Below are 18884 nucleotides of genomic sequence, written 5' to 3'. Positions count from 1 at the left end.
TCCTACTCTCGCACCGTCGTCGCGTCGATTTGGCCGCTCACCGCAGAGGCGATCAAAGCCAGCCGCCTTTCCTCCAAGAGAGCGACCACCCTGCGGACACGCTCGGAAATTTCGCTTGCCTCCTGCAAGAGGATCGCATAGTTATCGCCGATACACTTTTGCTCCGATGCATCAGACCAAGGAACTCTAATCTGAGCAAGGTGAGTCGGGCCGAAGTGCTGCATGCCCATACCGGCCTTCAGTTGGTCAATTTGACGCACAAACCCGCTAGATGCCAGCAGCGCTTCGACGTACGGCATGTGAATGCCCCGCCTAGCTGGCCGCAACACGATAATTCCCGTATATGGCACCGCGCCGACCACGTGATCACTATTAACGATAGAAACTTGCCCCGTAGACGCGCTGGCGCTCAACAAGTAATCACCCATCCGCAGACGGAATTTTCCCCAGGTTGAGCGAACTTTTGACTCATCCAGAAAGTTGCATCCTTGAAGGCTAACCGAACGCGTCCGCAACCCACTTACGCGCACAAGCGGCACACCCGAGTCATGGAAATCGGCCGCCACAATTCCGGGGCCTTCGCGATACCGGACCACGTATCGCAACGGAACCATATTGCTAACTCCGGCGAGCGCTTGGTCCACATAAGCTTGCACACGACGACGAGCCAAGCGTTCGAGTCTTCGGTGTGCAGCGATAGCTTCGTCGGTCTTACGCAGCCGAAAGTCCAGTAATTCAGCTGGCATCGGCGCGGAGCGGACCGCCGACATCGGCCCCGGGCCGGGGATCACGCTGATCGTGGGGCGGTAGACGGCGATCTCTCCGGTGGCGGGCAGGTGCACCACCCGTACCTGGTGCCAACAGACGTCGATGGCGGGCGGGTTTCGCACTGCGGGAGCGGCAAGTTCTGCCGGGCCCGCCCGCACCTTCTCCCCCACCGCCTGGGCCAACTTCGTCCGGTCCACCAAGTCCGCCCACTGAGCCGTACACCAAACGGGAGCGCACCCTGGCAGACATGCTGGACGCGCTCCCCGTCCCGCACCCGGCCAAGAGTTTTGTCTCCAGCCGCTGAGAAGACCATCAGGTTGGTGTCGAGAGGGTGAGCCGCCCGTCGTGGACCTCGGTGATCTGGTCGACTGCGGTGAGGTTGCTGCGGTCGTGGGTGACCAGGATGGTGGCGGTGGCTTGCTGGTGGGTAAGGCGGGTGATCAGGTCGATGATGGCGGCGCCACGTTCGTGGTCGAGGGCGCTGGTGGGTTCGTCCACCAGGAGGATGCTGGGCTCGTTCATCAGGGCGCGGGCGATGTTGACCCGTTGACGCTGGCCGCCGGAAAGCTGGTGCGGGCGGCGGCCGGCCTGGGCAGCGAGGCCGACTGCGTCGAGCAGTTGCATGGCCCGACCGCGGGCCTTGGCCGGGCTACGACCGTCGATCTGGGCCATGACCTGGAGTTGTTCGGCGGCGGTGAGGGAGGGCAGCAGGTTGGGCTGCTGGAAGACGATGCCGATCTTGTGGCGGCGCAGGTCGGTCAACTCTTTGCGGTTCATGCCGGTGGTGGTGATGCCGTCGAGGGTGACGGTTCCGGCGTCGGGAGTGACGAGGGTGGCCGCGACGGCGAGGAGGCTGGACTTTCCGGAGCCGGAGGGGCCGACCACGGCGCTCAGGACGCCCTTGGGCACGGTCAGGGTGACGTGGTCAAGAGCGGTCAGGCGGGTCTCCCCGTCGGGGTAGGTGAGGGTGATGTCGGTGAGGTTGAGGCTCATCGGGTGCTCCCCAGCGCGGTCAGCGGGTCCACGGAGGTGATGCGGTGGATGGACAGGGCGGCCCCGAACGCACCGAGGAGAATCATCGCGGCGGCGGGGATGAAGACGGTGGCCGGAGTGAGGATGAACGGCACGGCCGAGCCGGCGACGAGGGCGCCCAGAGCGGCGGCGATGCCGGTGCCGAGGAGGGTGCCGCCGACCAGCAGGACGAGTGATTGGCCGAGGGCGTCCTTCAGGAGGTTGGCGGTGGAGGCGCCGAGCGCCTTGAGGACGGCTACGTCGCCGCTACGCTGGATGGTCCATACGGTGAAGAAGGCACCGATGACCAGGGCGGAGATAACGAGCAGGAAGCCACGCATGAGCTGTAGAGAGCCGTTTTCGGAGGTGTAGGAGCCGATCGCGGACAGCGAGTCGTGCTTGGAGACCGTCCTCGTGCCCGCCGCCTCATCCGCCGCGCGAGTGTCCGTGCCGGAGGTGACGTTCAGGGCGATCACGGTCGCGGTCGGGCCGCTGCTGTTGCCGGTGGGGGGTGCGGCCTGCTGCCAGGTGGTGAGGCTGGTCCAGATCACCGGGATGTGGCTGAAGGAAGCATCGCCCTTGACGGCGGCGACAGTCAGCTTCTGTCCGGCCAGGGTAAAGGTGTCGCCGGACGTGAGTCCGAGTTCGTCAGCGGCCGTGGTGGACAGCACCGCCGAGCTGTCATTGATCTTGCCGCTGTCGGGGGCCAGCGCAGAGCCGGGCATCACGCCGAAAGCGGAGACCCCGGCACTCCTATCACCGGCACTGGCCTTGGTGGTGGTGATGCCCAGCGGTTCAGCACTCGTGACGCCGCCGGTCCTGGCCCACTGCTGCCATTGCGTCTGGGTGACGGTGGAGTTGGAGTACGACAGGTCCTGCTCGCCGTTGGGCGCATTGAAGGCGATCTCGTCGACGGGCAGTCCGGTGATCGCGGAGGTGTTCTGCTGCCCCAGCCCGGCGGTCAGTCCAGACAGCAGGCCGACCAGCAGCGTGATCAGCACAATGACGGTTCCCATCAGGGCGAATCGCCCCTTGGCGAACTTTAGGTCTCTGATGGCGACAAACACGGCTTTGGCCCGGCCTTTCCATGGCGGAATCGGTACATCCCACCATCGCCGTTCACCGCTGGCGGGTGCATCTGGCGCAGGACGGCACTTCACGGCTCGAAAGGCGGCACGCTGGTTCTAACTTTCGATGGAGGCTCCGTCCCGGGATGAGCCCTTAGGCTGGAAGGACTGTGAACACCACCGCTCCCACCCTGACCCCGACCACGCGTGCCCTGACTTGGTGCCTGCACCTGCTGATCGTCGGGTTGCTCGTCCTGGCCGCCGGCCGTGCCTGGGCCGACAGCCAGCCGCACACCGGAATGATCATCGGGGTGGCCACGGCGTGCGCTCTGGTATACGCGGCCGGGCCGCTCCTGCCCCACGTCCGCCGATCCCGCAGGGCCGCAGCCGTGTGGTTGGCAGCCGTGGGCGCTGTGTGGCTGATGCTGCTGGCCCTCTCCGCAGACGGGGTGTGGGTCGCCTTCCCGCTGTACTTCCTCCAGCTCCACCTACTGCCGCGCCGCGCCGGCTTGGCCGCAGTCGTGGTGACCGCACTCGCGGTAATCACTGCCTTCGCCGTCCACCGGGGCTCCTTCAGTCCCGTCACGGCGATCGGCCCGGCCCTCGGCGCTGCCGTGGCTGTCGCGGTGGTCTGGGGGTACCAGGCCCTGTACCGGGAGAGCGAAGAGCGCCGCAAACTGATCGAGGAACTCACCGCCACCCGCGCGGATCTGGCCCAGGCACAGCACACCGCCGGGGTCCTCGCCGAGCGGGAGCGGCTGGCCCGCGAGATCCACGACACCCTCGCCCAGGGCTTCTCCAGCATCCAGTTGCTGCTGCGCGCCGCCGAACGTGCCCTGCCCACCGCCCCTCAGACCGCCGCACGCCACGTCGAGCAGGCCCGGCAGGCAGCCGTGGACAACCTCGCCGAGGCCCGCCGCTTTGTCGTCGCCCTCGCTCCACCGGCCCTGGTGGGCAGCACCCTGACCAGCGCGTTGGAACATCTGTGCGCCACCACCTCAACGCGCCACCGGCTTACCGCACGCTTCCACCTCACCGGCGAGCCGCAGCCGCTGCCCACCGCGTACGAGGTCGCTCTGCTGCGCATTACCCAGTCCGCCCTGTCCAACACCGTTCGGCACGCCCACGCCACCATCGCTGAAGTCACCTTGAGCTACCTCGGCGACCACGTTGCCGTGGACATCGTCGACAACGGCACCGGTTTCGACCCCGACCGGCTCCCCGCCCCCCATCCCGAAAACGGTGGCTTCGGGCTCTCCACGATGCGCGCCCGCACGCACGCCCTCGGTGGCACCCTCATCATCGAATCCACCATGGGCCACGGCACCGCTCTGGCCGCTCAACTTCCCCTCACCCCGGCCGCCGACAACAAGCCCGAGGCCCATCCGTGACCGGCACCCCGATCCGACTGCTACTGGCCGACGACCACCCTGTGGTACGGGCGGGGCTGCGCGCCGTACTGGAAACCGAACCCGGCCTCACCGTCGTGGCAGAGGCCGCCACCGCCGAAGACGCTGTCGCTCGCGCCGCAGCGGGCGACATTGACGTCGTCCTGATGGACCTGCAGTTCGGCAAGGGGATGAACGGTGCCGAAGCCACCGCAAGGATCACCGCCCGAACGGGAGCTCCCCGTGTCCTGATCATCACCACGTACGACACCGACGCCGATACTCTGCCCGCCATCGAGGCCGGTGCCACCGGTTACCTCCTCAAGGACGCACCGCCCGACGACCTGGCCACCGCTGTGCGTAACGCCGCCGCCGGCCGTACCGCCTTGGCCCCCACCGTCGCCGATCGGCTCATGAAACGGATGCGCACGCCCGGCACCGCCCTGACGCGGCGCGAGACCGAAGTCCTCGCGCTGGTCGCCGACGGCCTGTCCAACCAGGCCATCGGCACCCAGCTCCACCTCACCGAGGGCACGGTCAAATCCCACCTGGCGCACATCTACACCAAACTCGGAGTCGACTCCCGCACTGCCGCCGTCGCCACCGGCCTCGGCCTCGGCCTCATCCGCCGCTGACCGGACCCACCGCTCCATCAATGCGGGGAGAACTCAGGCTGCGGGGCGGGGTGTCCGCGACGCGGGGACGGCGGTAACGTTGCGCCCCATCACGCCCCGCGCTGCGCTCGTCGGTGGGGCCTGAGGTCGCCGATCGTATGGAGGATGCCGGAATGTCCACCGGGGAACCGTTCGCGGTACGCAACGAGGCGAGCGGGCGGCCGAGCTTCGAGCAGGCGCTGCGCGGCTACGACAAACGGCAGGTCGACCGGTACGTCGAGCAGGTCGAGGGCGGTGCCGCGTCCCTGTCGGCAGAGCGGGACCGGGCCCAGCACCAGCTGCGCCACCTCACCGTCCGGTTCCAGCAGCTCCAGGCGGAGGTGTCCGAGCTGCGTCAGCGCCCGGCGCAGGTCGACCGGGCGTCGTTCCGGGACCTGGGGCCGGTGGTGGACCAGATCCTCGCGCTGGCCGAGAAGCAGGCCGGGCTGATCGCCGAGGCCGCCGCGCAGCAGGCCGGGGAGTTGCAGGGCGAGGCGGAGCGGATCCTGTTGGAGTCGCGGGAGCACGCCGCCCAGGCGCTGCACGACCTGGAGGCGCAGCTATCGGCCCGGCGGGGCGAGCAGGAGAAGGCGTACGAGGAGCGGCGCGCGGCGTCGGAGGCGCAGCTCGCGGACATCCAGGAGCTGGTGGAGCAGCTACGGGTGGACGGCGAGGCGGCACACGAGCACGCCCAGCAGGAGGCGAAGCGGATCAACGAGCTGACCGCCCAACAGGTCGAGCAGGCTCGGGCCGCAGCCGAGGCGTTGACCAAGGCGGCCCGTACGCAGATCCAGCAGGAGGTCCAGGCGGCGCGCGCGCAGAGCCAGCAGGAGCTGACCCAGTGGCGGGTCAACGTGGAGCGTGAGATCAACGAACGGCGGGCGGCGGCCGAGCAGGAGCTGGCCGAGCACCGGGCTGCGGTCGAGCGGGAGGTGGCGGCTCAGCTCACCGCCGCCGAGGAGAAGATCGCGACCCTGATCGCCGAGGCGCAGCAGTACTCGACGGAGGTGCGCAAGCGCGCCGACGAGCAGGCAACCGTGCACCAGGAGCAGCTCACCGCTGTGCAGCAGGAGGTCGGCGGCCAGCGACAGGTGCTGACCCAGCTGTATACCGAGTTGGACACCGCCCAGCAACAGCTCACCCACATCCGCCAGGAGGGCGCCGCGACCGAGCACCAGGTCCACCAGCTGCAGCAGCGCCTGGGCGAGCTCCGGCAGGAGTTGGCGGCCGAGACGACCCGGCTGGAGGAGGCGCGCCGTTCGGCGGAGTCGGTCGAGCGGCACGCCAAGGACGTCCGGGCCCGGGTGCAGCGGGAGGCGAAGCGGGTGGCGAACCTGGCCGCCGCCGCAGTGATGGCCGCGGCGGCCGGGGGCGGCGAGACCGCCGAGTACCCGACGGTGCGGGCCCACCCGGAGTCGGACCGCCCGACCGGCGAGGCGGAGCGGACCCCGGCCGAGACGTCCCCGCAGGTGACCTCGCCGGCCTGACGCGACAGCGCGTCGGGCCGGCGAGACCGCCACGTCCACCCGGCGCGGTGGCCCGGCCGGGCAGTGTGGCGTCGATCAGACGACGGCCCAGCTCTGGTTCGGTTTCCCGGTGCAGTTCGCGGTCACCACGAGCGGCCCGGTGGCGGTATTGGCCGGATAGACCGTCAGGCACCTGTAGGAGAACAGGCTGCGGATCTGGCTGCCGTAGAACTCCCAGTTCTGATTCGGTTTCCCGGTGCACTCCCAGACGAGCACCGGTGCGCCGTCGAAGTTGTTCCAGTTGTAGAGGTCCAGACAGATTCCCTGCACCGCGTTCTGCAACTGGAGGCCATTCTGGGACCAACTCTGACTCGGTGAGCCTGAGCAATCCGTCACGTAGACCGCCGCGCCGGTCCAGACGCCGGCCCAGACTTCGAGGCACTTCCCGGTTTCGAGGTTCTTGAGCTTGAAGGACGCGGGGGCACTCGCGGCTGCCCGCGCCACCCCTTCGGATGCCGCCGCAGCGACGGGTCTCCCCACCGGGTCGGCAAGCGGGGCCGCGCCGACGGGTGCTGCCGTCAGCGCGACGCCGGACAGCAGGAGCACCGCGAACATGACTACGACGAGACGGCGTTTTCCACGGATCATTTCCGGGCAGTCCTCTCCGAGGGGGCGACGACATTCGCAAAACGCGTTACAAAGACTGTTGTAAATATATACGCCAACCTTAACATCGCAAGAGAAATGTGATGGTCTGCTATTTATGTCGCATCTGGCGGGCATTGGGGCAAGGGCGGTCGCGTAGTCGGTGGACGCGGCGGCCCGGACCTGCCCCGGGGCCCCGGCAACGGACTACCCCGGTACGGAACAGGGCCTCCGCAAGGCGGGACAGCACGGGCGGACCACTACGAAACCCGAGGTGTCGCCGGGTCCGACGCCAGCGGCGATCTCCTTGTCGGTACAGGCTGCTACGGTCGCGCCGCCGCTGCACCAGTCGAGTCGGAGGTTGGCGTGATCAGCTCCCATCTGTCGTCGTTCACCGGGCTGCCCGTGCTGCCCTTCACCCCGGGGATGACCCTGCCCGGCGACCCGTCGGCGGTCGCCTGGCGGCTGGAGGTGGAGGACTTCGAGGCCGACCCGGCGGAGTTCGCCGCCCTGGTGGCGGCCCTGCGCGACGAGGTGCCCGCCGACGCGGTCCGGGCCCTGGTCATCGGCGAGTGGGGCTCGGCGTACGAACGGGCGCTGCCGGTCGACCTGCTGGTCGAGGCGGCCGAGAAGTGGACCTCCCTGCGGGCGGTCTTCCTCGCCGACCTGGTCAGCGAGCAGTGCGAGATCTCCTGGCTCGCGCACGGCGACATCACCGGGCTGCTCGCGGCGTACCCGTCGCTGGAGGTGCTGCGGGTGCGCGGGGCCAACGAGCTGCGCCTCGACCCGGTGCGGCACGCCGGGCTGCGGGAGCTGGTCTTCCAGACCGGCGGGTTGCCCGGGTCAATGGTCCGCGCGGTGGGCGACTGCGACCTGCCCGCGCTGGAGCGCCTCGAGCTGTGGCTCGGCCGGCAGGACTACGGCGGCGACACCGGCGTGGACGACCTCGCCGGGGTGCTGGCCGGCACCCGGCTGCCGGCGCTGCGTCACCTCGCGGTCTGCAACGCAGAGTTCGCCAACCACATCGCGGCGGCCGTCGCCGCCGCGCCGGTGGTGCCCCGGTTGGAGGTGCTGGACCTCTCCAAGGGAATTCTCACCGATTCCGGCGCGGCGGCGCTGCTGGCCGGGCAGTCGCTGACCCACCTGCGCCGCCTCGACCTGCACCACCACTTCCTCACCGAGGGCGTGTGTGAGCAGATCGTCGCCGCCCTGCCGGGTGTGCAGGTCGACCTGTCGGAGGCGCAGAAGGTCGAGGTCTACAACGGCCGCGAATACCGCTTCACCGCGGTCGGGGAGTGAGCGAATCATGACCATCGGATCCCACGCCGACTTCTTCGCCGGCCACCCGGTCGTCGAGGTCCCCGCCGACGGCCCGCTGCCCACCGTCGACGAGCCCACCGCCTGGCGGATCGCCGTCACCGACTGGGACCGGGGCGTCGAACACCAGCCCTCCCCCGAGTTCCGCGAGGCGTTCGACCGGTTCCTCGACCGGGCCGGCGAGTCCGTGGAAGCCCTGGTGATCGGCTCCTGGGGGTACGCGGCATTCAACGTCGCGCCGATCGCCCAACTCTGCGAGGCCGCGCCGCGTCTACCCAACCTCAAGGCGCTGTTCCTCGGCGACATCGGCAGCGAGGAGTGCGAGATCTCCTGGATGCGGGTGGGCGACGTCAGCCCGTTGCTGACCGCGTACCCCGGCCTGGAGGTGCTGCGGGTGCGCGGCGGCGAGGACTTCCGGTTCACCCCGGTGCGCCACGAACGGCTGCGCCAGCTGGAGGTGGAGAGCGGCGGCCTGCCCGCCGAGTTCGTCCGGGCGGTGCTCGACTCCGAACTGCCCGCCCTGGACGAGCTGGAGCTGTGGCTCGGCACCCCCGACTACGGCGGCGAGACCACCGTGGCGGACCTGGCCCCGCTGCTGGCCGGGGAGCGGTTCCCCGCGCTGCGGCGGCTCGGGCTGTGCAACTCCGAGATCGCCGACGACATCGCCGAGGCCCTCGCCGCCGCGCCGGTGGTCAAGCGACTGGAGGCGCTGGACCTGTCGCTGGGCACCCTCGGCGACCGGGGAGCGCTCGCCCTAGCCGGCGGGCAGCCGCTGACCCACCTCGCCAAGCTGGACCTGAGCCACCACTACGCCTCCGAGGCGACCGTCGCGGCGGTGAGGGCGGCCCTGCCGGGCGTGTGGGTGGACCTGTCCGACCCGCAGGAGGAGGAAGTGTACGAGGGCGAGACGTACCGGTACACGACGGTGTCGGAGTGACATGCGGCTGACCGTCGTCGGCAACCCCGACAACCGGCGCGTCGGCCTGTTCACCCGGGCCGTGCTGGCCGCCGGCCTGCCCCGGCCGACGGTGCTGCCCTGGGTCGACGTGCTCACCGGCGCGGCACCGCCGCCGGCGGACGCCCTGGTGCGCGTCGACTCCCCCGGCGAGGACCCGGAGGTGGACCGGCTGCTGCGTCGGGCGGCCAGCCCGGCCCGGCACGGCGAGCTGATCGGTCTCGCCGACACGTACGCGGGGCTGGTCGACGGTCTCGGCCGGGTCGCCGCCGGCGGCGCGGAACTGCTCAACGACCCGGCCGACGTGGCGGCGCTCTGCGACAAGCGGCTCTGCCACGCGCTGCTGGCCGCCGCCGGGGTGGCGGTGCCGGGCGCGCTGCCGCCGGTCGACGGGTACGCGGGGCTGCGCGCGGCGATGGCGCAGGCGGGCTGGGCGCGGGTATTCGTCAAGCCCGCGCACGGCTCGTCGGCGGCCGGAGTGATCGCCCTCGCGGTCGGTCCCAGCCGGGTGCGGGCGGTCACCCCGATCGAGGTGGCCCCGGACGGCCTGTTCAACTCCCTGCGGGTGCGCCACTACGACGACGAGGCCACCGTCGCCGCGCTCGTCGACCGGCTCGCCCCGGAAGGGCTGCACGTGGAGCGGTGGCTGCCCAAGGCGGGGCTCGGCGACCGGGTCGTCGACCTGCGGGTGGTGGTGGTCGCCGGCCGGCCCACCCACGCGGTGGTTCGCGCCTCCCGGGGGCCGATGACGAACCTGCACCTGGGTAACGCCCGGGGTGACCTGGCCGCGCTGCGATCGGCGGCCGGGCCGGCGGCGTGGGCGGCGGCGATGGAGACCTGCGAGCGGGCGGCGGCGTGCTTCCCGCGCAGCCTGCACGTCGGCGTCGACCTGATGTTCCTGCTCGGCTGGCGGCGGCACGCGGTGGCGGAGGTCAACGCGTTCGGTGACCTGCTGCCCGGGGTGCTGGTCGACGGCCGGGACAGCTACGCCGAGCAGGTGCAGGCGCTGACCAGCGGCCGGTGGGAGGCGTGGCGCGACGCCGCCACCCGGGGCGGCGGGGCGCAGACCCCGCAGCCCGCGACCGGGCCGGAGGCGGAGACCCCGCAGCCCGCGACCGGGCGGGCGGTGGCGGCGTGCGGAGCCTGATCGGCAGCCACGACATCTGCCTGGTCACCCTGGACACACTGCGCTGGGACGTGGCCGATGCGCTGGCCGCCGCCGGACGCACCCCACGGCTGGCGCGGGCGCTGCCGGGTGGCCGGTGGGAGCGCCGGCACTCCCCCGCCAGCTTCACCTACGCCGCGCACCACGCGTTCTTCGCCGGCTTCCTGCCCACCCCGGTCACCCCGGGCCGGCACGAGCGGCTGTACGCGGCGGCGTTCCCCGGCAGCGAAACCGCGGGCTCCGACACCTGGGTCTTCGACGCGCCTGACCTGCCGACCGCCCTGGCCGGGGAGGGTTACCACACGCTCTGCCTGGGCGGGGTGGGGTTCTTCAACCGGCGCAGCCCGCTCGGGTCGGTGCTGCCCGGCCTGTTCGCCGAGGCGCACTGGGAGCCGGAGTTCGGGGTCACCTCCCCCACCTGCCTGGACGCCCAGCTCGACCGGCTGGCCGAGGTGCTGCCCCGGGTCCCCGCGCGGCAGCCGCTGTTCACGTTCCTCAACGTCGCGGCGCTGCACCAGCCCAACCGGCACTACGTCCCCGGTGCCGCACACGACGACCGGGCCAGCCACGCCGCCGCCCTGGAGTACGTCGACACCCGCATCGGCCGGCTGTTCGACCTGCTCACCGGGCGCGGCCGGCCGGTGTTCACGATCATCTGCTCCGACCACGGCACGGCGTACGGGGAGGACGGCCACACCGGCCACCGGATCGGCCACGACGTGGTGTGGACGGTCCCGTACGCCCACCTCACCCTGCAACCGGGAGAATGGTGACCAGCACCGACACGGGCCTCGACGGCTCGCCGTACCAGCAGTACCTGTACGCGTACCCGCACAAGACCTCGTACCGGGCGCTACGGCCCCGGCCGCTGCTCGCCGACGTGTGGCGGGCGCAGCCGCGCGACGCGCTCTTCCTCTACGTCCACGTGCCGTTCTGCGAGATGCGCTGCGGGTTCTGCAACCTGTTCACCCGCACCGGCGCTCCCGCCGAACAGGTCACCGCGTACCTGCGGCAGCTGCGCCGGCAGGCCGAGCGGGTCGCCGACGCGCTCGGCGGCGACACCGGGTACGCCCGGACGGCGTTCGGCGGGGGCACCCCCACCTACCTGACCGCCGACGAGCTGACCGAGCTGTTCGACATCGCCACGTCCACGCTGGGCGCGCGGCTGCCCGGCGTACCGCTGTCGGTGGAGACCTCGCCGGCCACCGCGACGCCGGACCGGCTCGCGGTGCTCGCCGCGCACGGCACGACCCGGGCGAGCATCGGGGTGCAGAGCTTCCTCGACGTCGAGGCCCGCGCCGCCGGTCGGCCACAGCGCCGCGCGGAGGTGGAAGCGGCCCTCGGCGCGATCCGCGATGCGGCGATCCCGGTGCTCAACGTGGACCTGATCTACGGCATCGACGGGCAGACCGCCGACACCTGGCGGCAGAGCCTGGAGGCGGCATTGGCGTGGCGGCCGGAGGAGCTGTACCTGTACCCGCTCTACGTGCGGCCGCTGACCGGGCTGGGCCGGCGGGCGCACGGCCGGGCCGACTGGGACGCCCAGCGGCTCGCCCTGTACGCGCAGGCGGTGGAGGTCCTGGGCGCGGCCGGGTACCGGCAGGAGTCGATGCGGCAGTTCCGCCGGGCCGACGTGGTGGCGCCGGACGGGCCGGACTACTGCTGCCAGGACGACGGGATGGTGGGTCTGGGCTGCGGTGCCCGCTCGTACACCACGGGCCTGCACTACTCGTTCGATTACGCGGTGAGCGTGACCGAGGTCCGGGCGGTGCTCGATGACTACCTGACCCGCCCGGCCGACGACTTCCGGTTCGCCGAGTTCGGGTTCCCCCTCGACGACGCCGAGCAGCGACGCCGGTGGCTGCTGAAGTCGCTGCTGCGCGCCGAGGGCGTGGACGGCGTCGCGTACACCGCCCGGTTCGGCCGCCCGCCCGCGGAGGACTTCCCGGAGCTGGGGCGGCTGGTCGAGCGGGGCTGGGCCGCCGACGGCGGGCTGCGGCTCACCCCGGCCGGTCTGGGCCGCTCCGACGCGATCGGCCCGTGGCTGACCTCCGCGCAGGTGCGCCGCGCGATGACCGGGTACGTGCCACGGTGAACCACTCCGACCGGTGCGGGGAAGGCGGGGAGGCGGGCCTGGCGATCCTCTACCGGGGGCCCCTGGCGAGCTGCAACTACGACTGCCCGTACTGCCCGTTCGCGAAGCGGCGCGACCCGCCGGAGCTGCTGGCCGCCGACCGGGCGGCCCTCGCCCGGTTCACCGACTGGGTGGCCGCCACCACGGACGCCCGACTGTCGGTGCTGTTCACCCCGTGGGGCGAGGGGCTGACCCGCCGCTGGTACCGGGACGCGCTGGTGTCGCTGTCGCAGCTGCCGCACGTACGGCGGGTGGTCATCCAGACCAACCTGGCCGCCCGGGTGGACTGGCTGGCCGACGCCGATCCGACCCGGGCGGCGCTGTGGACCACGTACCACCCCGGGCAGGTCACCCGGGAGCGCTTCCTGGCCCGCTGCGCGCGGCTGGCGGAGCTGGGGGTGCGGTTCTCGGTGGGAGTGGTCGGCCTGCCGGAGCACCTGGCCGAGGCACAAGCCCTGCGCGCGGCGCTGCCGCCCGAGGTCTACCTCTGGGTCAACGCCGCTGAGGGGCGCCGCTACGACGCCGCCGAAGAGGCCACCTGGACGGCGCTGGACCCGCTCTTCGGCTACAGCGTGCGCCCACACCTGTCGCTGGACCGGCCGTGCCACGCCGGAGAGACGGCGATCTCCGTGCGCGGCGACGGCACGGTGCGCCGCTGCCACTTCATCGACGAGCCGATCGGCAACCTGTACGACGGGTCGTGGCGGGCCGCGCTGCGCCCCCGGAGGTGCGTCAACGCGGTCTGCGACTGCCACATCGGGTACGTCCACCTCAAGCCGCTCGGGCTGCGCGACGTGTTCGCCGGCGGGCTGCTGGAACGAATCCCGGCCGGCTGGCCGCGCGGCTGACGCCGCGGGTCAGGGTCGCGAGGGCCGCTCGTTCAGGTCGGCAGGGGCCGCTCGGCCGGCTCGTGAGACGTCGTGTGGTCGAGAATCACCTCGGCGAGCCGTGGGCCGACCGCCTCCGACAGGGCGTGGCCCAGCCCGGGGACGGTGACGAGCCGGGCGTTGCCCACCAGCGTCGCGAGGTGCCGCGCGGAGGCGCTGCCGGCGATGGGGTCGGCCGGGGAGTCGACCACGAGGACGGGCGTGCTGACCGCCGCCAGCTCCACGGCGCGGTCGAGGCCGTCCTGACTGGCCAGGGCGTGGGCGGCGGGGTTGTCGGGGCGCCCCGCGTGATCGATGATGCGCTCCTCCCGACGCCGGAACTCCTCGGGGTCGAAGGGCAACTCGCCGCCGTTGAGGATGCGCCAGTGCCGGACGCGCCAGGCGATTTCGGCAGCGCGGTCCCGCGGCTCGAACATCGTCTCCCAGAACTCCAGCAGGGTGGGGTCGATCCCCGGCAGGTCGGTGGGAGCACCGTCCATCGGGGTGGTGCCGACGAGGGTCGCCGTCGCCAGCCGCTCGGGGTGCTCCAGCAGCAACAGCTGCGTCAGCATGCCGCCCATGGACATGCCGACCACGTGGGCGCGCGCGATGCCCAGCGCGTCGAGGAGCCGCACGACGTCGGTGGCAAGCTCGGTGAGCGGGTACGGGTGCTCGGCGAAGGGCCAGGTCGAGCGGCCGGTGTCGCGGTGGTCGTAGCGGATGACGCGATGCCGGCGGGCCAAGGCGTCCAGCAGGGAGTCCGGCCAGGTCAGGCCGGAGGCGTTCGCGCCCATGACGAGCAGCAACGTTGAGGCGGCCGGGTCACCGCGCTCCTCGGCCCACAACCGCACCCCGGGGGCGACGTCGATCTGATGTTCCATGCCCCCAGGGTGGCCGATGGGCGTTTCGCCGTCCATCCCTCACCTGCCTGCCCGGCTGACGCGCGCCGAGCCGGCGTTCGGCGGACCTCGGGGGCGGGCGGTCAGTGCCGGTCGGCCCGGCGTGCGCCGCGTACCTCCCCGACGGCGCGCGGCAGCCGGCGCAGGTGCCGGACGATCCGATTGGCGTACGCGAGCAGCAGGCCCGCGGTGCCGCGCCGGGCGAGCGGGTCGGCGTGGCGGAGCTGACCCGGCAGGGGCAGGACCCGGCGGCCGAGGAACCGGGCCCGCGTCCGCCAGGTCGGCAGTCGTGTGACGCGGGCCAGGCCGATCGCCGTGCGGGACGCCTGCCGGGCGACGAGCCGCTGGTCCAGGGGGCAGCTGTCGAGCAGGTTCAGCTCCGCTGCCAACGCCGCCCCGGCGGGAAGGGTTCGCAGCCCGACCGCGAAGGCCGGCGTCGCCGCGCACGCGGCGGCGACCGTCGCCGCCGCCGTCCACACGTCGCGGGACAGCGCCTCCACCGCCAGGGCGAGATCCGCCCGGGGCTTCACGCTCACCCCGGGGGACGCCGCGTGCAGCGCGACGAAGAGCGCGGCGCAGGCCGGGCCGGGCACGCGCACCGCGCCGCCGACGAGCGCCATCGACTCGGCGCCGGCGTCCACCTCCCGCCACAGCACCTCGGGGTCACCGACCCCGGCGAAGCCACGGTGCAGGTCGATGGTGAGCGGGATCGGGTCGGGCGTCCCCCAGGACCGCTCGTGCCAGAGCTCCCAGTCGTCGGCCAGGTGCTCCGCCACCCGGGCCCGGTAACCGGCGGCGGCCAGCGTCGCCTGGGCGGCGGCGAAGGCGGCCGGCGCGACGAGCAGGTCGACGTCGCCGTAGCTGCGGGTGTGCCGCACGCCGAGCCGGTGCGCGAGGCCCGCGCCCTTGAGGAGCACGCTGCCGATCCCGTGTCGCCGGAGCAGGTCGGCCGCGGCCAGCGCGGCGGAGTCCAGTGCCAGGTGACGGACCGCAGCCGGCAGGCCGGAGATGTTCGCCGGCGGGTGGGGCATCCCCGTCATCATGGGCTTCGCCGTCCGCTCGTCGATTCGCCATTCCGCGACATCACCGAAATACAGCTTAATGCGCGACTGATACTAATTTATGGCCACTGTTCGGGCGGCCCCGACGCTCCGGCCCGGGTTGGCCGATTCGTCGGCGGGCGGAACGGGCGAGGAGTGCGTCCCGGGATCGGGTGGCCGGAGCGCGACAGGCGGCGAGGGGAGGAGGCGCGCCGGCACCGTACGCCCCCTCCCCGGCTCCGGTGACCGGCGGCCGCAGTGGACTCAGGCCCCGTACGGCCGGTTCGCCCGGGCGTCGCGCAGCACGCGCGCCCACCAGCCGAGCTGCTCCAGCAGCGCCTTTGCCGCCTGGTTCACCGGCCCGCTCTCCAGCGGCTCGCCGGCCTCGTCGAATTTGCCGTGACACATGGCGAAGCTGACCGTCTCGCGGACGGTCACCGTGTGCAGCTCGGCGAAGACCAGGCGCAGCTGCTCCACCGCCCGCAGGCCGCCGGAGATACCGCCGTAGGACACGAAGCCGACCGGCTTGGCGTGCCACTGCATGTTCACCGAGTCGATGGCGACCTTCAGCTCTCCCGGGTAGCCGTGGTTGTACTCCGGCGTGACGACCACGAAGGCGTCCGCCCTGCCGATCCGCTCGGCGAAGCCGAGCGCCTTCTCGGCGTCGTCCTGTCCGGTGACGACCGGGGTGCTCCCACCGGTCACCGGGCGCGCGGGGTCCGCCAGGTCGATCACGTCGACGGCCACGTCGCCCCGCTGCTCGACCTGCCTGACCAGCCAATTCGCCACCACGGGACCGAACCGTCCCGGGCGGACGCTGCCGAGAATGACCGCAAGCTGGTACGGCGACTCCGACACATCTGCCTCCACAATCACTCGTGTTCCGACGCGCGCACCGGTGTCCCCGGTGCACGGCCGGTCCGGTCGCCTCGACGACGACCACTGCGACCGACGATAGAACCTCAACCAAGGTCAAGGTCAAGGTGACGAAGGGGACGGGCGTCAGCCTCAGCGAGGGTCGCGGGCGACATCGCGCTCCCGGCCGACGGCGACGACGGGGCCGACTTCCTCTTCGGGCTGCTCACCGACGCGACGCCGGAGGCGTACCAGGACTGGGCCCGGGGCTACTACGGGCGACCGGTCGACCTGGACGCCGTGCGGGAGGTCTTCGCGCTGCGGCCGGTGACCCCGGAGCTGCTGCGCCGGCTCGGCGCGCGACACGCTCTCGACGCGCTCGCCGGGGAGCTGGCCCGGATCGGCTACCCGGTGGGTCGGGGACCGGGTTGACCGCACCCTGCGTCGGAGGGCGTCGGCGCGGTGTGAGGGGTGCCTCAGCGGAGCCGCCGCCGCCCGGGGCGGCTCTCCACGATCGTACGGGCGGGCCGCCCCGGGCCTGGGGCTGACGACCGGCCGGGCCGGGGTCAGCGTTCGGAGGCGGCCTCCCGGATGACGGCGGCTCCCCCGGCGGGCACCTCCACGGCGGTGTCGACCGCCGCGCCGGTGAGCAACTCCACCCCGGCGGCCGACACCCGGTGCGCCCGGTCGGTGTGGTTGAACAGGAAGAGCCAACTCCCCCGCGGGCCGCGGCGGCGCACCGCCTCCACCCCGGTCGGGGCGGCCGGGCAGGTCGGGGCCGCGCCGGCGGCGAGGGCCGCCTCGGCGAGCAGCCGGCCGTAGGTCTCGTCGTCGGGGCGGGTGGAGACGTACCAGGCGGTGCCGGCGCCGTACCGGTGGCGGGTCACGGCCGGCTGACCGGCGAGTACCCCGCCGGCGTACGCCAGGATCGTCTCGGCCCCGGCGAGCCGGACGGTCTCGGTCCAGATCCGCCCCGTCCCGCCCCCGGCCAGGGGCACCTCGTCGCCGTCGGCGAGGGGGTGGAACTCCTCCACCCGGACGCCGAGGACGTCGCGGAACGCCCCCGGATATCCGCCGGGCCGGACCCGGGCGTGCTCGTCGGCGACCCCGCTGAGCCAGGTCACCACGAGGTGCCCGCCGCCGTGGACGAAGGCCCGGACCCACTCGGCGGTGGCGTCGGAGGCCAGGTACAGCGCGGGAAGGACGAGCAGCCCGTACCCGTCGAGGGGGTCGCCCGGGGCGACCACGTCGCAGCCGAAGCCGGCCCGCCAGAGCGCCCGGTGCGCCGCCGCGACCTCCCGGTGGTGGTTCAGCCGCTCGGCGGGCAGCCCGGGGTGTTGCAGGGCCCACCCACAGGCGGCGTCCCCGCCGATCGCCACGGACGCCTCGACGGCCGCACCGTCGACCTCGGCGATCCGCTCCAGGGCCGCGCCGAGCGCGACGGTCTCCCGGAACACCCGGCTGTCCGGGCCGGCGTGCGGCACGAGGGCGGAGTGGAAGCGTTCCGCCCCGCCGACCGAGGCCCGCCACTGGAAGTACATCGCGCCCCGGGAGCCCCGGGCGACGTGGGCCAGGCTGTGCCGGGCCATCCGGCCGGGCTCCTTGGTGTGCATCCGCCCGGCCGTGTGGATGAGGTTCGGGGCGGTCTCCATCAGCAGCCACGCCGCGCCCCCGTTGGCGTCGCCGGGCACCCGGGGTAGCCCACCGCGCGGGTCGGCGCGGCCGGGTTCGGCCGCGTTCGGGCGCAGTCGGGCACCGTGCCGGGCCCAGCCGCGGGCCAGGTCCGCGGCGAGCGCGGTCTGCTCCTCGGCGCCGCCGTCGACGGCCGACGGGTAGTGGTCGATCGCCACCAGGTCCACCTCGGACGCCCAGCGGGCGTGGTCCACCGGCACCCAGTCGCCGAGGACGTAGTTGGTGGTCACCGGCATCGCCGGGTTCGCCGCCCGCAGCAGGTCGCGCTGCTCGGCGTACGCGGCGAGCAGGATGTCGGACCAGAACCGGCGGAAGTCGAGCAACTGCCCCGGGTTGGCCAGGTACTGGGTGGCCCGGGGGGTGCTGATCTGCGCCCAGGCGGAGTAGTGCTGGCCCCAGAAGCTGGTGGCCCAGGCGGCGTTCAGGGCGTCGAGGTCGCCGTGTCGGGCGGCCAGCCAGCGCCGGAACTCCCGCGCGGCGTGCTCGCAGTGACACATGGTGCCGTACTCGTTGTGCACGTGCCACAGCGCCAACGCCGGGTGGTGGGCGTACCGGTCGGCGAGGACGCCGGCGATCCGGCGGGCGGCGGCCCGATACGCGGGCGCGGCGGCGCAGTAGGTGTCCCGGCTGCCGTGGTGCAGCCGCACCCCGTCGGCGGTCACCGGCAGCGCGCCGGGGTGGGCCAGCGAGAACCAGGGCGGCGGCGAGGCCGTGGGGGTGGCCAGGGCCACGGCGATGCCGCCGTCGTGCAGCAGGTCCAGCGCCCGGTCGAGCCAGTCGAAGTCGTACCGGCCGGGGGCGGGTTCGAGGCGGGACCAGGAGAAGACGCCGACCGTGACGAGATTGACCCGGGCCTGGCGCATCAGGTCGACGTCCTCGGCCCACACCTCGGCCGGCCACTGCTCCGGATTCCAGTCCCCGCCGTAGCGCAGCCGGCCCTCGTCCCACATCTCGCACCGTCCG

General features: G+C 72.5%; 18 protein-coding genes. 10 read left to right on the top strand and 8 right to left on the bottom strand.

Annotation, left to right across the window (positions count from 1 at the left end; translation table 11 throughout):
• Positions 1-2: 2 nt before the first annotated feature.
• From SNR22_RS22090 to SNR22_RS22080, 3 genes are all read right to left on the bottom strand, one after another.
• The gene (locus SNR22_RS22090) at positions 3-965 is read right to left on the bottom strand and encodes a hypothetical protein (protein ID WP_320068541.1); all 963 of its coding nucleotides are present in this window, start codon (positions 963-965) and stop codon (positions 3-5) included.
• A 115-nt stretch (positions 966-1080) separates the two neighbouring features.
• Positions 1081-1761 carry an ABC transporter ATP-binding protein gene (locus SNR22_RS22085; protein ID WP_320068540.1) on the bottom strand — a complete coding sequence of 227 codons (681 nt, stop codon included), beginning with the start codon at positions 1759-1761 and terminating at the stop codon, positions 1081-1083.
• Positions 1758-2846, bottom strand: coding sequence for an ABC transporter permease (locus tag SNR22_RS22080; protein WP_320068539.1), 1089 nt, complete (start codon positions 2844-2846; stop codon positions 1758-1760). The genes SNR22_RS22085 and SNR22_RS22080 overlap by 4 nt, the downstream gene beginning before the upstream one ends.
• Before the next feature lie 170 nt (positions 2847-3016).
• Between SNR22_RS22080 and SNR22_RS22075 the strand changes: the two genes are divergently transcribed.
• From SNR22_RS22075 to SNR22_RS22065, 3 genes are all read left to right on the top strand, one after another.
• Positions 3017-4237 carry a sensor histidine kinase gene (locus SNR22_RS22075; protein WP_320068538.1) on the top strand — a complete coding sequence of 407 codons (1221 nt, stop codon included), beginning with the start codon at positions 3017-3019 and terminating at the stop codon, positions 4235-4237.
• Positions 4234-4869 carry a response regulator transcription factor gene (locus SNR22_RS22070; protein ID WP_320068537.1) on the top strand — a complete coding sequence of 212 codons (636 nt, stop codon included), beginning with the start codon at positions 4234-4236 and terminating at the stop codon, positions 4867-4869. The genes SNR22_RS22075 and SNR22_RS22070 overlap by 4 nt, the downstream gene beginning before the upstream one ends.
• A gap of 152 nt (positions 4870-5021) precedes the next feature.
• A complete protein-coding gene (locus SNR22_RS22065; RefSeq protein WP_320068536.1) occupies positions 5022-6374 on the top strand; it encodes a hypothetical protein in 1353 nt (450 codons plus the stop codon).
• A 75-nt stretch (positions 6375-6449) separates the two neighbouring features.
• On the opposite strand, the gene SNR22_RS22060 is transcribed toward SNR22_RS22065, so the two are convergent.
• On the bottom strand, positions 6450-6968 hold the full coding sequence (locus SNR22_RS22060) for an RICIN domain-containing protein (protein ID WP_320068535.1): 519 nt from the start codon (positions 6966-6968) through the stop codon (positions 6450-6452).
• A gap of 396 nt (positions 6969-7364) precedes the next feature.
• Between SNR22_RS22060 and SNR22_RS22055 the strand changes: the two genes are divergently transcribed.
• From SNR22_RS22055 to SNR22_RS22030, 6 genes are read left to right on the top strand one after another with little or no spacing between them, the layout of a single operon-like run.
• Positions 7365-8297, top strand: a complete 933-nt coding sequence (locus SNR22_RS22055; protein WP_320068534.1) for an STM4015 family protein — start codon at positions 7365-7367, stop codon at positions 8295-8297.
• A gap of 7 nt (positions 8298-8304) precedes the next feature.
• Positions 8305-9252 carry an STM4015 family protein gene (locus tag SNR22_RS22050; protein ID WP_320068533.1) on the top strand — a complete coding sequence of 316 codons (948 nt, stop codon included), beginning with the start codon at positions 8305-8307 and terminating at the stop codon, positions 9250-9252.
• A gap of 1 nt (position 9253) precedes the next feature.
• On the top strand, positions 9254-10417 hold the full coding sequence (locus SNR22_RS22045) for an STM4014 family protein (protein ID WP_320068532.1): 1164 nt from the start codon (positions 9254-9256) through the stop codon (positions 10415-10417).
• Positions 10405-11208: an STM4013/SEN3800 family hydrolase gene (locus tag SNR22_RS22040; protein WP_320068531.1), complete on the top strand. Its 804-nt coding sequence runs from the start codon at positions 10405-10407 to the stop codon at positions 11206-11208. Before SNR22_RS22045 ends, SNR22_RS22040 begins: the two co-directional genes overlap by 13 nt.
• Positions 11205-12530 carry an STM4012 family radical SAM protein gene (locus SNR22_RS22035; protein ID WP_320068530.1) on the top strand — a complete coding sequence of 442 codons (1326 nt, stop codon included), beginning with the start codon at positions 11205-11207 and terminating at the stop codon, positions 12528-12530. Before SNR22_RS22040 ends, SNR22_RS22035 begins: the two co-directional genes overlap by 4 nt.
• Positions 12527-13417: an STM4011 family radical SAM protein gene (locus tag SNR22_RS22030; RefSeq protein ID WP_320068529.1), complete on the top strand. Its 891-nt coding sequence runs from the start codon at positions 12527-12529 to the stop codon at positions 13415-13417. The genes SNR22_RS22035 and SNR22_RS22030 overlap by 4 nt, the downstream gene beginning before the upstream one ends.
• A gap of 32 nt (positions 13418-13449) precedes the next feature.
• Here SNR22_RS22030 and SNR22_RS22025 read toward each other — a convergent pair whose 3' ends face one another.
• The 3 genes from SNR22_RS22025 to SNR22_RS22015 all read right to left on the bottom strand — a co-directional run bounded on the left by SNR22_RS22025 (position 13450) and on the right by SNR22_RS22015 (position 16232).
• A complete protein-coding gene (locus tag SNR22_RS22025) occupies positions 13450-14316 on the bottom strand; it encodes an alpha/beta hydrolase (protein WP_320068528.1) in 867 nt (288 codons plus the stop codon).
• 101 nt (positions 14317-14417) lie between these two features.
• Entirely contained in the window at positions 14418-15365 is a 948-nt protein-coding gene (locus SNR22_RS22020) for a nucleotidyltransferase family protein (RefSeq protein WP_320068527.1), read from the bottom strand.
• A 273-nt stretch (positions 15366-15638) separates the two neighbouring features.
• Positions 15639-16232 (bottom strand): NAD(P)H-dependent oxidoreductase, encoded by a 594-nt coding sequence (locus tag SNR22_RS22015; protein WP_320068526.1) that lies wholly within the window; start codon positions 16230-16232, stop codon positions 15639-15641.
• A gap of 297 nt (positions 16233-16529) precedes the next feature.
• On the opposite strand from SNR22_RS22015, the gene SNR22_RS22010 reads away from it, so the two are divergent.
• Positions 16530-16661 (top strand): hypothetical protein, encoded by a 132-nt coding sequence (locus tag SNR22_RS22010; RefSeq protein ID WP_320068525.1) that lies wholly within the window; start codon positions 16530-16532, stop codon positions 16659-16661.
• A gap of 134 nt (positions 16662-16795) precedes the next feature.
• Here SNR22_RS22010 and SNR22_RS22005 read toward each other — a convergent pair whose 3' ends face one another.
• The gene (locus SNR22_RS22005; RefSeq protein ID WP_320068571.1) at positions 16796-18871 is read right to left on the bottom strand and encodes a beta-galactosidase; all 2076 of its coding nucleotides are present in this window, start codon (positions 18869-18871) and stop codon (positions 16796-16798) included.
• Positions 18872-18884: the final 13 nt, after the last annotated feature.

Source organism: Micromonospora sp. RTGN7 (assembly GCF_033804645.1).
Taxonomy (GTDB): domain Bacteria; phylum Actinomycetota; class Actinomycetes; order Mycobacteriales; family Micromonosporaceae; genus Micromonospora.
This window is presented reverse-complemented; position numbering and strand designations above follow the sequence as displayed.